Raw genomic sequence first — 16404 nt, forward strand, 5'->3', positions numbered from 1 at the left:
GTTCAAATGCAGCTCTCTCGGCACTACGTCAAAAAGTTTCAAAAATTTGAGAATTAATTTTCAAAATTTTTGAACGTACTGCTACGAGCTACGCGCTTTTGTCACGACCCCTTTTTTTATTCATCGGTTTTATTAAGGTGCAGAACGGTCTCTCGTTCAATCAATTTATGCTGAATAAATACTTTTTGTTGCGGTGCATCGGCATGCTTTAATTGGCGGATAAACTGTTGCACTGCCACCCGACCCAACTCTTCTGTATAAATATCAATGGACGTAATGTAAGGGTGAATCAAGGTTGAAAAAATTGAATTATTAAAGCTGACAATCGATAAGTCATCTGGGACACGATACCCCAATAAATTACATAATTGAATCACTCGTAGCGCAAACATATCATCTAGTACGATCAAAGCAGTCGGTTTTTCAGCTTCCAGCATGTCACTGAACGCTAGATAATCTTCTGTTTTTTTAATTAATGCTCGCGGAAACACTGGTAAATCCGCATCCATTAATGCCTGTTGGTACCCAAAATAACGCTCATGGAAGACATTTTCTTTTTCAACATGGGTAACAAATAATATTCGCTCATGCCCACACTCCATTAAATGATGGGTAGCCGTTTGTCCCAACAGACGATTGTCATTATCGACGATATTCGTCGTATTGGTATACTTATATGGCTGGCCGATGACCGTATGAGCAATATAATTGTCTTCTAAATAAAGTAAGACAGGGTCTTCTCGTTTGGTGTATAGCAAAATAAACCCATCGACTCGTTTTTGTTTGTACATTAACTGGACCGTATGCAATAGTTCTTCTTGCGTTTCACCAGAAGCAATAGCAATTGTAACATCATATTGGCTTGCTTCTTGATTCATCGCCGTAATCGCTTCCAAGTAAAACGGATTGCTTCGTCGTTCTTTCAACGAGAGTACTGGCATGACCACACCAATCGTATTGGCAAATTTTTTGGCAAGATTTTGAGCGGCTACATTTGGCACATATCCTAGCGTTTCCATCGCCTTTTTCACTTTATCTTTGGTTTCTTTTGAGATACTCGGATGATTTTGCAGCGCTCTAGACACAGTAGATGGCGCTACCCCTACCTTAGTCGCCACATCTTTAATCGTGACTGCCCCTTTTTTTTGTTTCGCATAACAAATCCCTCTTGCTCTTTCCAACATTTTCTTTCATAAGCATAAGGACAAACTACGTATTTGTCAATTTTCCTTTTCTTTCGCAAATCCGATCCAATACGGGTAAATTTTACGCAAACGATTCCACAATGAATTTTCATTTTTAAATATCTAAACTATGCATAATTAGTATCTATCATTATAAAATAATATTCCAATCTTTTCTGATATTCTTATTGACAACGAAACCGTTTGCGTTTATTTTAAAAGTATACTGACAGAAGAAAAAAGGAGGATTTATTATGGAACACTTAAATCGGCTTTTTGATATCCATCCATGGAAACTAAAAACAACACAATTACACAAAGACATGCGTCTCCAAGAATCACTTACCAGTATCGGTAATGGCTACATGGGGATGCGCGGGAATTTCGAGGAAGGTTATAGTGGCGACCATCATCAAGGCACGTATCTAGCTGGCGTCTGGTACCCCGACAAAACAAGAGTAGGTTGGTGGAAGAACGGTTACCCTGACTATTTCGGCAAGGTCATTAATGCTTTGAACTTTTTAGCAATGACGATCACAATCAATGATACAGAAATTGATTTGGCGAAACTAACACCTAAATCCTTTAATCAAGAGTTAGACTTAAAAAACGGCTTACTTTCTCGCTCGTTCACATTAAATCTTCCGGAAGCGACGGTAGCCTTTACTTTCCGCCGATTTCTAAGCATCACTACTCAAGAAGCAGCTTGGATTGATGTGAACTTAGCCGTTCTCGATGGCCGCGCGTCAGTCAAATGGCGTTCCGCACTTACTAGCGATGTGCAAAACGAAGATAGTAATTATAACGAACACTTCTGGGAACCTATTGCCACTAGTTCGAATGGCGAGACGTCCCCCTATTTACAAGTCCGTACGATTCCTAATCAATTTGACATTGAACAATTTACCGTAACGGCCATGATGGATAACGAATTCTCCACACAGTTAACAAGCGACTACACACAGGCACCTTTAGCCGTCTCTGAAGAAGTAGCGACAGAATTAAAACAAGGCGAACAACTCTCTCTAACTAAACGTGTCCTTCTGGTCACTAGTCGAGACGTCGCACCTAGTGAACAAGTCGCGAAAGCAGCCACATTACTAGCTACTGCTAAAAAAGAAACATTCGACGAAGCCTTAACCCAACAAACCGCCGCATGGCAAAAACGCTGGGAATTAGCTGATGTACAAATTGCCGGTGACGATGAAGCCCAACAAGGTATCCGCTTTAACCTTTTTCAATTATTTTCTACTTATTACGGAGAAGACGAACGGCTAAACATCGGACCAAAAGGCTTCACGGGTGAAAAGTACGGCGGTGCGACATATTGGGATACTGAAGCGTACGCTGTCCCACTCTATCTCGCACTTGCTAAGCCTGAAGTGACGAAAAACCTATTGAATTATCGGTACAACCAACTGCCGCAAGCCAAACACAACGCAAGGCAACAAGGATTAGCTGGTGCACTTTATCCGATGGTGACCTTCACTGGTATCGAATGCCATAACGAATGGGAAATCACATTTGAAGAGATCCATCGCAACGGCGCAATCGCATATGCTATTTACAATTACACGAACTATACTGGTGACACAAGTTACCTTGCAACCCACGGACTGGAAGTATTGGCAGAGATTGCCCGCTTTTGGGCTGATCGCGTTCATTTTTCTAAACGGAAGGGTCAATATATGATCCATGGCGTTACCGGCCCAAATGAATACGAAAACAATGTCAATAACAACTGGTATACAAACACCTTAGCTGCCTGGGTCCTGCAATATACGATTGATAGCTACCAAAAATATCGTGACTCTACTCAAGCACGCATATCAGATGAAGAGCTAGTCCATTGGCAAGAAATCATCGATGGCATGTACTATCCAAAAGACGATGAACTAGGTATCTTTGTGCAACACGATACATTTTTAGACAAAGACCTAATGCCTGTTACCGACCTCGACACCGCTGAATTGCCACTAAATCAACACTGGTCTTGGGACAAGATTTTGCGTTCATGCTTCATTAAGCAAGCAGATGTGCTACAAGGCATATATTTCTTTGGCGATGCCTATTCAATCGAGGAAAAGCAACGGAACTTCGACTTCTACGAACCAATGACTGTGCACGAGTCCTCTCTATCACCAAGCATCCATGCAGTATTAGCAGCGGAATTAGGCTTAGAGGAGAAAGCTGTCGAAATGTACCAACGAACAGCTCGACTAGATTTAGATAATTATAACAACGATACGCAAGATGGACTGCATATTACTTCTATGACTGGTAGTTGGTTAGCAATTGTTCAAGGATTTGCACAAATGAAGACCACTGAAAACACCTTGCGTTTCGCACCATTTTTACCGAAAAATTGGCAAGGATATGCCTTCCGTATTAATTATCGCAATCGCTTATTGGCGATTGACGTCAATAAACAAGTAACATTGACACTGATCTCCGGGGATCCTCTTGATGTGTCCTTATACGAAAAACCATACAAACTAGCGACCACATTGACCATACCTATGCCCACAAAGGAGGAAGACTAATGTTCAAAGGTGTTTTATTTGATCTAGATGGTGTCATTACCGATACAGCTGAGTACCATTTCCTAGCGTGGCAAGCACTCGCAAACGAGCTAGGCATCACCATCGATCGTAAATTCAATGAACGATTAAAAGGTGTCAGTCGTGAAGATTCATTGCGATTAATACTAGCTGAAGGAAAGCAAGAAGATCGGTATTCTCCTACCGAATTTGCAGCCTTAGCTAAGAAAAAAAATGACCATTATAAAGAAATGATTCAAAGTGTCACACCCGCCGATATCTATCCAGGCATTCAATCGCTTTTAACTGCCTTAAAAGAAAATCAGATTGGCATCGCGTTAGCATCAGCCAGTAAAAATGGCCCCTTTTTATTAGAACACCTAGGCATTATGGCGCTTTTTGATACGATTGTCGATCCTGCTTCGTTAAAAGCCGGCAAACCGGCGCCAGATATTTATGAAGCCGCTGCAAGTCAATTGTCGCTTGCACCGTCAGAGTGTATCGGTATTGAAGATGCGCTCGCTGGCATTCAAGCAATCCAAGCAAGCGGCGCCTTACCAATAGGGATTGGAAAAGAAGTTGACTTAGGAACAGATATCGCACTCGTCCCCGACACATCACAGCTAACTTACGACTTTCTATGTGATACATGGCAAAATCAGATTCATTCATAAAAAAATAAACCGGCTCTCAACTGATGAGGGCCGGATTTTTTTATTCTTCTATCAATATGGGATAAGCAGCAACTACAAATCCCATTGGTTCAATAACGAGCTCACGATCTACTTGGTTCGTTAACGCATTCAAAAGAATTTCTCCCTTTTTGCTAACCGTTTGAGCTTCTTGACCGCTATTAAACTGTGCAATAAGGCTAGTACCTTCCCATTCTCTTTTTAGCGTCAATAGACCAGTGTCTTCATCTACTAATTGCCACTCCCAAGTCCCTTTCGCCAACAAGGAGGCGTATGTTTTACGTAAAGAAATCAAATCGATCACGAATCCCTTAAGACTACCATCTTGCTCCTCTTCATCCCAGACCATACATTTGCGACAATCCGGATCCATCTCACCTGTCATTCCGACTTCATCGCCATAATACAGACAAGGCACACCAGGTTGGATATAGGTGAATGCCAATACTTGACGCATCAAATCCTTGTCTCCCTGCGTTTCACTTAGCAAACGCGGCGTGTCATGAGTATCTAATACGTTTAATTGCATTTGGTTGGTTTGATTGCGATAAAGCATTAACTGGTTGGCCATATCAGAAACCATTTTCTTCAGACCGATTTGACGCTTCACAAAATAATTCATAATGGCATCGGTATACGCATAATTCATCACCGCGTCAAACTCATCCCCTTGAAGCCAACTTTGGGAAGAGTGCCAAATTTCTCCTAAAATATAAAAATCTGGTTTTATCGCGAAACAAGCTTGGCGAAACTTCTTCCAAAAATGATGATCGACCTCATTGGCAACATCGAGACGCCATGCATCGATATCAAATGTTTCAATCCAATACGTAGCAATCGATAGCAAATAATCTTGTACTTCAGGATTAGCTGTATTCAACTTCGGCATATGTGGTGTAAACGCAAAGACATCATAGGTCAGATCATGCGCTTCCTCAAAGTCATCATCGATTTTATACGTAGCAGGAAATTCATTGACATGAAACCAGTCGGCATATTTTGATTGTTGCCCATTTTCTAAGACATCTTGCCATTGTGGTGAGGTGTCTCCCATATGATTAAAGACAGCATCAAGCATGACTTTCATTCCACGACTGTGACAGGCGTCAATCAATTCGTGTAGCGTCTCATCCGTCCCAAATGCAGGATCTACTTTAAAGTAATCAATGGTATCGTATTTGTGATTCGAATGGGCTTCAAAAATCGGACACAAGTAAATACCATTGATTCCTAGCTCTTCTAGATAATCCAAATGGTCTATCACTCCTTGTAAGTCACCACCAAAAAAATCTTGGCGATCAGGGTTTTTACTCCCCCAAGGCAGCGTATCCACCGGATCATTCGTCGCATCTCCATTGGCAAATCGCTCAGGGAAAATTTGGTACCAAACAGTCTGGCTAACCCACTCTTGCGCTTTCACACGGTCAACTTCATGAAAATACGGCATACGGAAATAATTATTCGGCATCTTTAAATACGTATCAGTCACCTCAAACACGCCATGATCGCCATAAAAAGCTTGAATATCGACTTGACTTTGAATGACAAAAGCATAACTCAACCGTTTGAATTTAGCCTTCTTTTCAATAAACCAGTAATCATATAAATCCGTCGAGACAATTTTTTTCATCGGTTCTTTTTCTTGATACCATTGCTCTTTATCTAATAAATATGGATCTCCTGAAATTAGATAGACTTGCTTGCTATCGGCTCTGGCAGTCCGCAGGCGAATATGCATCGTATCTTTATCGTACAAATAAGCATACTCACTATCTGGACGATGATAAATTGCAGCTGTGTTCATACTCTTCACTCCTTCAATTGATTTCCAACTCATTATGGCACAAGCAACTATACGATTCAACATAAAAAAGACAAACGATTGCATAAAATGCTAAATAATTGGAATTATGTCAATTTTGTACCCTTGATATGCAGTAATGCCGATAAATCTCAAATCACCCTTACAAATAATTTGTCTAAAACAGTGTTTTTTCAAATTTCTCTTGACTATCTTCGCAAACGGTTGCATAATAATCATGTAAACTAAATTTATTTCATGGAGGATATTGAAATGAAAAAAAATTGGAGAAAATATGTTTCAACGGGTGTCGTGTTAAGTGCAACAGCATTACTATTAGCCGCTTGCGGTAGCTCTTCCTCTTCTAGTTCGGATAGCTCAAAAACAGAAGACAGCTCATCTGCTAAAGTCTCTGGAGATATCAAATTATGGGTAGATACAGAGCAAGTCGATATGTTCAAACCAATTGTTGCTGATTTTGAAAAAGAATATCCAGATGTCAAAGTCGAATTGACTGCCGGTTCATCTGCTGATGCAAAAAAAGATGTTTCAAAAGACCCTTCTTCTGCTGCCGATGTTTTTATGATGCCGCATGATCAAGTAGGACAAATGGCCGATGCTGGGTTACTTTATCCATTCACCGAAACAAAATTTGCTGATTCAGTAAAAGACAACAATGTCGATTCAGCAGTCGAAGGTGCCACTTGGAAAGATGAGTTATACGGATTCCCTTATGGTGTCGAATCGCAAGTCCTTTACTACAATAAATCTAAATTATCTGCAGACGATGTGAAGACTTGGAATACATTGACTTCTAAAGGAAAATTAGGTACAAACTTTGGTGACGCAGGTGCAAACTACATCTTCGGTCCATTATTTATGAGTAATGGCGATGTCTTATATGGAGACAATGGCGAAGATTTGACAGGAACAAACTTTAACAATGAAAAAGGAATTGAAGTCCTTAAATGGATTGCTTCCCAAAAGAGCAATAGCGGTGTCGTGCAATCTTCGACTGAAGCACTCGCTAACCTTACTGCAGGTACAACTGATGCTTTCTTATCTGGCCCATGGTCTAAAAATGATGTAAAAAAAGCACTTGGTGATAACATGGCCGTAGCGGCATACCCTACTGTTGACTTTGGCCATGGCGAAACACCAATGAAAGCTTTCTTAGGTGTAAAACTGTTTGCTGTTAACCAACAAACAAAATCACCAGTTGCTGCCTTGACTTTGGCTGAATACCTGTCTAATGAGTCTTCACAATTAAAAGAATTCGAAGAAATTGGCACAGTCCCTTCAAACAAAGATTTACAAAAAAATGAAAAAGTTACTTCTGATGCAGTTGCCAAAGCGGTTATGGAAATGTCTGATACTGACCACTCTGTCGTAATGCCAAAACTTCCAGAAATGAATTCATTCTGGCCAGCAATGGATGCATTAATTAACGATACTTACAAAGGCAACATCAAAGAAAGTCAATACCAAGACAAGCTAGATAAATTAGTATCTGATATTTCTAAAACGACTGAGTAGCACGAGTAGTGATGAATTTTCAGACGGACTTCGCTTCGCGTTGCGTAGTCCGTCTGTGTTTATTCATTCATACATAACTAAGTAGAAAGCGAGTTGATGGGCAATGTTCCATAAAAAGCGATACGAACAACATATGACATTTACGGAATTACTAAAGACTGGTGATTTTGCAACAAAGTTATCTTTTTTGATTATGGGGGCAGCTAATCTTGCCAACCGTCAGTTTTTAAAGGGCATTCTTTTTCTTGGAGCACAACTTGGATTTCTATACTGGCTCATTCGCAACGGTTGGCATGCATTAAGTATGCTAGGTACATTAGGAACGAAGAAACAAGGGCTAGTATTTGATCAATCACTAGGGATTCGCGTGTTGCAAGAAGGCGATAACTCAATGTTGCTTTTATTATTCGGGATTGCTGCAGCACTTTTTTGTATCATGATTTTGCTTTTATATATCATTAATTTAAAAAGTGCACGTCATATATTTGAACTAAAGCAAGCTCGAAAACCAGTCCCTACAACTAAGGAAGATTTAAAATCATTACTCAACGAACGCTTCCATGCAACCTTGATGACGATTCCTTTATTAGGGGTATTGTTCTTTACAGTATTGCCATTGCTGTATATGATTTCGATTGCCTTCACAAATTACGATCACAATCATCTTCCACCAAAAAATCTATTTAGCTGGGTCGGATTAAAAAACTTTGGGAATGTGATCACTGGGGATATGGCAAGTACCTTCTTCCCTATTTTAGCTTGGACATTGACCTGGGCAGTTGTCGCGACGGTAACTTGTTTTTTCTTTGGTATTATTCTTGCATTATTAATCAATACAAAAGGATTAAAATTTAAAAAAGTATGGCGAACTATTTTTATTTTGACAATGGCAGTTCCTCAGTTTGTTTCACTTTTAATTGTCCGTAATTTATTAAATGGAGCAGGACCAATCAATGCACTACTAATGAAATGGGGCTTGATTGATTCAGCAATTCCTTTTCTAACAGATCCAACGATGGCTAAACTGAGCATCATTTTTGTCAACATGTGGATAGGGATTCCAGCGACTATGCTAGTATCGACGAGTATTATTCAAAACTTACCCGAAGATCAAATCGAAGCTGCTCGGATTGATGGTGCCAATAAATGGCAAATTTTCCGCACGATTACTTTCCCACAAATTCTATTTATTATGACGCCTTCGTTGATTCAACAATTCATTGGTAATATTAACAATTTCAACGTGATCTATTTGTTAACTGGTGGCGGTCCTTCAAATTCCAATTATTATGGTGCTGGTTCGACCGATTTACTTGTTACTTGGCTGTATAATTTGACAGTAAATACGATGGACTACAACTTGGCATCTGTCATTGGTATTTTAATTTTCATTCTGTCTGCAGTCTTTAGTTTAGTCGCTTATACGCGTACAAATTCATTTAAGGAGGCCTAGTAACATGACTAAAAAAACCGTCAAGAGTTATCATAAGCAACAAAAAGTTACACTTTCGCTCGTTTACCTGATATTGGTTATTTTGGCTGTTGTCTGGCTATTTCCAATTGTCTGGATTGTGCTCACAAGTTTCCGTTCAGAAGGTGGCGCGTTTGTTCCGTATATCATTCCAAAAGAGTTCACTTTAGAAAATTATCGTATCTTACTTAGCAACACGACAGGTAATTTCCCGTTTGTCCGCTGGTTTTTAAATACCTTATTTGTATCAGTGGTTAGCTGTATCTTGTCGACATTTATTACGATTGCAATGGCGTACGCGTTATCAAGATTACGCTTCCGCTTACGCAAACCATTTTTAAAAGTAGCATTGATATTGAATATGTTCCCAGGATTTATGAGCATGATTGCTATCTACTATATTTTAAAAGCAATCAACTTAACTGGTAGCCTCTTTGCATTGATTTTGGTTTACTCGTCAGGAGCGGCTTTGGGATTTTATATTGCGAAAGGCTTTTTCGATACCATTCCAGTTGCTTTAGATGAATCGGCAATGATCGATGGGGCAAATAAATGGCAAATTTTCACTCGAATTACCCTTCCTCTATCAAAACCTATTATTGTCTTTACGTCATTGGGTGCATTCATGGGTCCTTGGATGGACTTCATTTTTGCAAAAATCATCATGGGTGATAATGTCAAAAATTATACAATTGCGATTGGCCTATTCACCATGATGACCAAATCAACCGCCAATTCCTTATTCATGGCATTTACAGCTGGTTGTGTCATCATTGCCATTCCAATCACCTTATTATTTATCTACTTGCAACGCTTCTATGTCGAAGGAATCACGTCTGGTTCTGTCAAAGGCTAATAAGATTTACTTTTTGCCAGTGAGTCAAACTAGACAGAATTAGCTACAAACAAAAGACCAGAAAATCCAAAAGTTTGAAAAACAACTTTGATTTTTCTGGTCTTTTTGCTTGCAGCTGACGAATTCTGTCTCATCCTTATTTGGATTTTTGCAATACGTAGTGAGGTTCGCTACAATATGTTTATGTTACAACTAAAGGAGACTAACTCATGCTAACTTTAAAGCAATTAAAAAAGTACTACACTGTTGGCACAACTGTAACCAAAGCGCTCGATGGTGTCAGCGTATCGTTTCGTAAGCAAGAATTTGTTGCCATCCTTGGTCCTAGTGGTTCAGGAAAGACGACGCTATTAAATGTCATCGGTGGCCTGGATCAATACGATGAAGGGGATTTAATTATTAATGGCCAATCAACAAAGCACTTTAAAGCGAATGACTGGGATGCCTATCGCAACAATTCGATTGGTTTTGTTTTTCAAAGCTATAACCTGATTGGTCACCAAGGGATTCTTGACAATGTCGAACTGGGTATGACGCTAAGTGGGCTTTCAAAAGACGAGCGTCGGAATCAAGCAATGAATGCCTTGGAACGAGTCGGGTTGAAGGAGCATTTACACAAGCGGCCCAATCAACTGTCCGGTGGCCAAATGCAGCGTGTAGCAATCGCCAGAGCACTGGCTAACAATCCAGAAATACTGCTATGCGATGAACCGACCGGCGCGCTTGACTCTGAGACGAGCGTGCAAATCATGGAACTAATTAAAGAACTATCTCGCGAAAAGCTGGTCATCATGGTTACCCACAACCCCGAGCTTGCTCATCGCTATGCTGATCGCATCATCGAGTTTTCTGACGGCAAGATTATGACGGACTCGCATCCATTTGAAGAAAATCAAGTCGATGATACCTTTCAACTGACGCATACCAAGATGTCCTTTCTCACCGCACTAAGACTGTCCTTTACTAATATTCGCACCAAGAAAGGCCGGACTTTTTTGACCTCATTTGCTTCAAGTATCGGGATTATTGGGATTGCTATCGTCCTATCGCTATCCAACGGGTTCCAAAAGCAAATCGATCAAACGCAGGCCGAAACACTGTCAAAATTTCCGGTGACCATTTCTCAAATCAGTACGGATAATAGTGAATTAGCCAACGATACGAGCACAACGAAAGCAAAAGAACAGACCGTTCTTGCCGAAACAAGTTCTCAAGACCTTGCCACTCATACAAATAACTTAGATGCAGATTATTTAGCCTATGTAAAAAAGATTAATCCTGAGTGGAGCAATAATATCGGCTACAGTCGGATTACAAACCTAAATTTATTACGCGAAGTCAATGGCACAGTCGAGCAAGTTCGCTTATCGAATCAAAAAACAGAGCAAACACCGAGCACATCCTTTGCGAGTTCGACAGGAGTCGGCGTATCTGTCTTTCCTGATCAATTAGACGATTCAAAAAGTAATTTTTTAAAAGAAAACTATCAGCTAGTCGACGGTAGCTACCCGACAAAAGCCACTGATCTTGTTCTTATCGTTGACCAAGACGGCACCACCAATATCAACGCCTTAAACAACTTAGGCTTTGATCTAAAAAGTGGGATAGCTGTTCCATACAGCGACATTGTAGGCACGACTATGAAACTCGTCGCCAACGACAACTATTATCAAACATTACCAACTGGAAATTTCCTTCCCAATCAAGATTTAACAGCCGTCTATAAGAACGACGCCAATCAAACCGTCACTATCGTCGGCATTTTAAAAGCCAAAAGCTCTTCGACGATGGATCTATTGGCAACAGGGATTGCTTATAGTGATAGTCTGACACAGGCTGTCATCACTGAAAACAAGCAGTCTGCTATCGTGACTGCTCAAAACAACCAATCAACCAATGTCTTGACTGGCGAAACACTAACAAGCGACTCCAAAAAAACTTTGTTGACGTATCTCGGTGCAGATGCTACACCAAGCAATATTTATATCTACCCGAATAACTTTAAATCAAAAGAAAAGGTATTGTCCTACTTAGATGCGTATAACAAAGGCAAGAGCAAAGCCAATCAAGTTCTTTATACTGATTTAGCTGGTACGATGACTCAGTTAACAGGTGGATTGATGGATGCCATCACCTATGTGCTCGTAGCATTTGCAGGTATTTCATTAGTAACTAGTATGATTATGATTGGAATTTTGACGTATACTTCCGTGCTAGAACGCACCAAAGAAATCGGTGTTCTAAAAGCGCTTGGTGCACGCAAAAAAGACATCACCCGCGTTTTTGATGCGGAGACAGCAATTTTAGGTGTCAGCTCGGGGGTTTTAGGTGTAGCCATTGCTTATGCTGCGACATTCCCCATCAATCATTTGTTACAAAACTTAACGGATTTAAAAAACGTGGCACAGTTAAATCCTGTCCACGCTGGCATCCTGATAGTAATCAGTACCGTCTTGACAATGCTAGGAGGTCACATTCCTGCCCGCATGGCTGCTAAAAAAGATGCCGCTATTGCCTTACGTGCAGAATAAAGAGATGGTTTATTTATAAACAAAAAGAACCAGACAATCCTAAATGCTCGAACTTTAGGATCGTCTGGTTCTTTGCTTGCGGCTCTCTCGGCAATAAGTCAAAAATTTGAAATACAATTTTTGGAATTTCTGATCTTATTGCTCGGAGCTAAACGCAGTTGTCACAACCTCTTTTTAAACGGTGTTCCAACTGCAGCTCTCTCGGCAATAAGTCAAAAATTCAAAAATTTGAAATACAATTTTTGAATTTCTGATCTTATTGCTCGGAGCTAAACGCAGTTGTCACAACCTCTTTTTTTATTTGGTTTTTAAATCATACACAAAAAGTCCACTTAATAATTTTGGTTCAAACCATGTTGATTTTGGTGGCATAATTTGATTCGCATCAGCTACGTTCAATAGATCGGCCATTTGTGTCGGATACAACTCAACAGCTATTTGCCACTCTCCAGAATCCACTCGCTTTACAAGTTCTCCAGCTCCACGAATACCGCCCACAAAATCAATTCGTTTGTCTGTTCGAACATCGGTGATGCCAAAAATTGGTGCAATGATATGCTCTTGCAAGAGCGAAACGTCTAGCCCTGCGACAGGATCATCGGACTGAATAGCTTCTTTGACCGTCAGACGGTACCAGTGATTGCCAAAATACAGATTAAATTGCCCTTTTTGCTGTGGTTTTTGGTATGTGCTTTTTTCGACAGTGAAAGATGGCGCCAGTTGTGCTAAGAAATCACTTGGTACTGAGACGTTAATGACTCGGTTGTATTCATAGATAGCCAACTCTTCATCAGGAAATAAAATCGATAAAAATTGTTCACTCTCAGGAGTAGCGGTATGAGCTGCCCGTTTTTCCAAGCCGACTTTTACTGCAGACTCGGTTCGATGATGACCATCAGCGATATAGAGCGCCGGTATGTGCTCAAATGCTTCTTGCAACGCCGAAATGACAGCCTCGTCTTTGATTTGCCACACGCGATGGTGAACATCATACATATGACTGAACTCACAAAATACAGGGTGTGTCTCTTTCCACTGATCCACTAGCTTCTTGATTGCTTGCTGCTGCCGGTAGCACAGAAAGATTGGGCTAGTATCTGCGTCACATGTACGAATATGGTTCATTCGGTCTTGTTCTTTTTCTGGGCGGGTAAATTCATGCTTCTTAATTTTCCCATCCAAATATTCTTGAATCGAGGACGTCGCCACGATTCCTGTTTGGCTACGTCCGTTCATCGTCAATTCATATAGGTAATACGTCGGCTCACCGTCTTCGACAAACCACCCTTCAGCTAAAAACTTTTGCAAATTCGCCGCGGCTTTTTCATAGACTTTTGGATCATACGGTGAGGCAAGCTCTGGTAGCTCGATTTCAGAACGATCAATGCGAAAATAACTGTAGGGATTCCCCTCTGCAAAAGCGGCCGCTTCTTTTGAATCAACTACATCATAGGGTAATACGGCAATTTGTTCAGCCAAGTCCGCTCGGGGATGGATGGCCGAAAAAGGATTTACCTTGACCATTAGCTCAGCACCTCCGGATTTTGAATAACACGAACTCTGACAATTGACTCTGTTTCTGTCAATTTGTCTGCTACTTTTTGTAATTTAGCCGCGTCCTCCTCGGCGACGTCAACTAAGGTGTAGGCGAATTGATCACGCCCACGATTGACCATGTTGTCGATATTAATGCCAAATTCAGCAATCGTCGAAGAAATGGTTCCTAGCATGTTCGGCACATTTTGATGAATGACTGTCAGACGATTAGGTGAACGAAATGACATGTCGACTGTCGGGAAATTCACGGAATATTTGATGACACCTGTCTCTAAGTAGCGCTTCAATGTCCGCGCCGCCATTTTTGCACAATTAATTTCTGCTTCCTCTGTCGAAGCCCCCAAATGCGGCAATACCAAAACATCAGGATGGTGTAATAATTGTTCTTGTGCAAAATCCGTCGTAAAGCCTGCAATTTCTTTGGTCTCAACGGCTTGAATGACTGCTTGTGTGTCGACGATTTCACCGCGCGAAAAATTAAATAGGCGTGCCGATGGTTTCATCATCGCTAATTCCTTGGTGCTAATTAAATTTTTCGTTGAATCTAGTAATGGCACATGAATCGTGATAAAGTCACAAGTGGTCAAAACTTCGGCCATTTCTTGTGCACGCTTGACACGACGCGAGATACTCCAAGCCGTATCGACGGAGACATACGGATCATACCCAATGACTTCCATACCGAGACGATAGGCATCGTTTGCAATCATCGCACCAATTGATCCTAAACCAATCACACCTAATTTTTTCCCGACTAATTCATGTCCGGCAAATTGTTTTTTATTAGCTTCGACTTGTTCTTCAAGATTTGGTCCTGTTTGTTGTTCTAGCCACTGCACACTTTGTAAAATAGGCCTAACGTTTAACAGCAAGCTGGCTAAGACTAGTTCTTTGACCGCATTGGCATTTGCTCCCGGCGTATTAAAAACGACGATTCCTTTTTCAGTGCATTCAGCGACAGGGATATTATTCGTTCCCGCCCCCGCACGCGCAACTGCTAAGACACTCTTTGGAAAGTCGTAATCATGCAGCTTTTGGCTTCTTAAAATAATTCCATCCGGCGTATCACTTTCATTGATAGCATATCGTTCTTTTTCAAAGCGCTCCATTCCTTCTGGTGCGATGGCGTTAAATGTTTTTACTTGAAACATTTAGTTTTCCCCCTGTTCTTGTTCGAATGCTTGCATAAAAGCTACCAGTGCGTTAACGCCTTCTAACGGGAATGCATTGTAAATACTTGCGCGCATCCCACCCACTGAGCGATGTCCTTTAATGTTTTCAAATCCAGCAGCAGTTGCTTGTTGAATAAATAATTTATCTAGTTCTGCTTGACCAGTCACAAAGGGAATATTTGTCAATGAACGAGCTTCTTTTGCGACCGGACTTGAAAAAAGCTGTGATTGGTCAATCGCGTCGTATAACAACGCCGCTTTTTCTTCGTTTCGCTTCACAACTTCAGCTACTCCGCCTACCTCTTTGACCCATTCAAGAACTAACTTTGCCACATAAATTGCAAAAGTCGGTGGTGTATTGTACATGGATTGATTGTCTGCTTGCACTCGATAATCAAGCATCGGCGCAAAGACTTCTTCCGTATTTAAGAAATCTTCACGTATAATTACGACCGTCAAGCCAGCCGGTCCTAAGTTTTTTTGCGCTCCTGCGTAAATCATTGCAAAATCTTCTACCTGGTAGTCATTGCTTAAAAAATTAGACGACATATCTGCCACAAGCGGTACATTGCCTGTATCTGGAATCTGATGGTAAGAAACGCCGCCGATTGTTTCGTTGGTCGTGATATGGACATAAGCTGCCTCTGGATCCAATTCTGCGATAGTCGGAACCGATGTAAATGAGTCATCTTCGCTTGATGCTACGACTTCTACTGTCACATTAGGTACTTTTTTGGCAGCCGCAATGGCCTTTTTAGCCCAAGCACCTGTGTTCACGTATAGTGCTTTTTTCCCTCGGGCAACGTTTAGAGGCAACATCGAAAATTGCAGACTTGCCCCTCCTTGCATGAAAAGCACACGGTAATTTTCAGGTATTTTCATTAATTCACGTAATAATTGCTCGCACTCGTCAATAATCGCTAAGAATAAGGAGGATCGATGACTCAGCTCCAAAATGGACATGCCACTTCCTTGGTAATCCACTAAGGAAGATTGTGCTTGCTCCAATACTTTTGTTGGCAAAACGGCTGGACCAGCTGAAAAATTATAAACAGTCATATCAT

11 protein-coding genes are annotated in these 16404 nt (G+C 40.9%); 6 read left to right on the plus strand and 5 right to left on the minus strand.

Going from position 1 to position 16404, the window contains the following annotated elements; genetic code table 11:
* Positions 1-116: 116 nt before the first annotated feature.
* Entirely contained in the window at positions 117-1184 is a 1068-nt protein-coding gene (locus tag HMPREF9088_RS08845) for a LacI family DNA-binding transcriptional regulator (RefSeq protein ID WP_007208875.1), read from the minus strand.
* 254 nt (positions 1185-1438) lie between these two features.
* On the opposite strand from HMPREF9088_RS08845, the gene HMPREF9088_RS08850 reads away from it, so the two are divergent.
* Positions 1439-3727 (plus strand): glycoside hydrolase family 65 protein, encoded by a 2289-nt coding sequence (locus HMPREF9088_RS08850; RefSeq protein WP_007208876.1) that lies wholly within the window; start codon positions 1439-1441, stop codon positions 3725-3727.
* Positions 3727-4398: a beta-phosphoglucomutase gene (gene pgmB, locus HMPREF9088_RS08855; RefSeq protein ID WP_007208877.1), complete on the plus strand. Its 672-nt coding sequence runs from the start codon at positions 3727-3729 to the stop codon at positions 4396-4398. The genes HMPREF9088_RS08850 and pgmB overlap by 1 nt, the downstream gene beginning before the upstream one ends.
* A 40-nt stretch (positions 4399-4438) precedes the next feature.
* Here pgmB and HMPREF9088_RS08860 read toward each other — a convergent pair whose 3' ends face one another.
* Positions 4439-6220 (minus strand): glycoside hydrolase family 13 protein, encoded by a 1782-nt coding sequence (locus tag HMPREF9088_RS08860; RefSeq protein ID WP_040366915.1) that lies wholly within the window; start codon positions 6218-6220, stop codon positions 4439-4441.
* 270 nt (positions 6221-6490) lie between these two features.
* Between HMPREF9088_RS08860 and HMPREF9088_RS08865 the strand changes: the two genes are divergently transcribed.
* From HMPREF9088_RS08865 to HMPREF9088_RS08880, 4 genes are all read left to right on the plus strand, one after another.
* Positions 6491-7753, plus strand: coding sequence for an extracellular solute-binding protein (locus HMPREF9088_RS08865; protein ID WP_040366916.1), 1263 nt, complete (start codon positions 6491-6493; stop codon positions 7751-7753).
* A gap of 103 nt (positions 7754-7856) precedes the next feature.
* Entirely contained in the window at positions 7857-9206 is a 1350-nt protein-coding gene (locus tag HMPREF9088_RS08870; RefSeq protein ID WP_007208881.1) for a carbohydrate ABC transporter permease, read from the plus strand.
* A gap of 4 nt (positions 9207-9210) precedes the next feature.
* The gene (locus HMPREF9088_RS08875; protein ID WP_007208882.1) at positions 9211-10080 is read left to right on the plus strand and encodes a sugar ABC transporter permease; all 870 of its coding nucleotides are present in this window, start codon (positions 9211-9213) and stop codon (positions 10078-10080) included.
* Positions 10081-10289: 209 nt separating this feature from the next.
* Positions 10290-12611 carry an ABC transporter ATP-binding protein/permease gene (locus HMPREF9088_RS08880; protein WP_007208883.1) on the plus strand — a complete coding sequence of 774 codons (2322 nt, stop codon included), beginning with the start codon at positions 10290-10292 and terminating at the stop codon, positions 12609-12611.
* A gap of 297 nt (positions 12612-12908) precedes the next feature.
* Here the strand turns inward: HMPREF9088_RS08880 and HMPREF9088_RS08885 are convergent, their stop codons facing one another.
* From HMPREF9088_RS08885 to serC, 3 genes are read right to left on the minus strand one after another with little or no spacing between them, the layout of a single operon-like run.
* The gene (locus HMPREF9088_RS08885; RefSeq protein WP_007208884.1) at positions 12909-14135 is read right to left on the minus strand and encodes a DUF1015 domain-containing protein; all 1227 of its coding nucleotides are present in this window, start codon (positions 14133-14135) and stop codon (positions 12909-12911) included.
* Entirely contained in the window at positions 14135-15319 is a 1185-nt protein-coding gene (locus HMPREF9088_RS08890; RefSeq protein ID WP_007208885.1) for a phosphoglycerate dehydrogenase, read from the minus strand. The genes HMPREF9088_RS08885 and HMPREF9088_RS08890 overlap by 1 nt, the downstream gene beginning before the upstream one ends.
* Complete coding sequence (serC, locus tag HMPREF9088_RS08895; protein WP_007208886.1) at positions 15320-16399, minus strand: 3-phosphoserine/phosphohydroxythreonine transaminase; 1080 nt, start codon at positions 16397-16399, stop codon at positions 15320-15322.
* Positions 16400-16404 lie beyond the last annotated feature (5 nt).

Source organism: Enterococcus italicus DSM 15952 (assembly GCF_000185365.1).
GTDB lineage: Bacteria > Bacillota > Bacilli > Lactobacillales > Enterococcaceae > Enterococcus_G > Enterococcus_G italicus.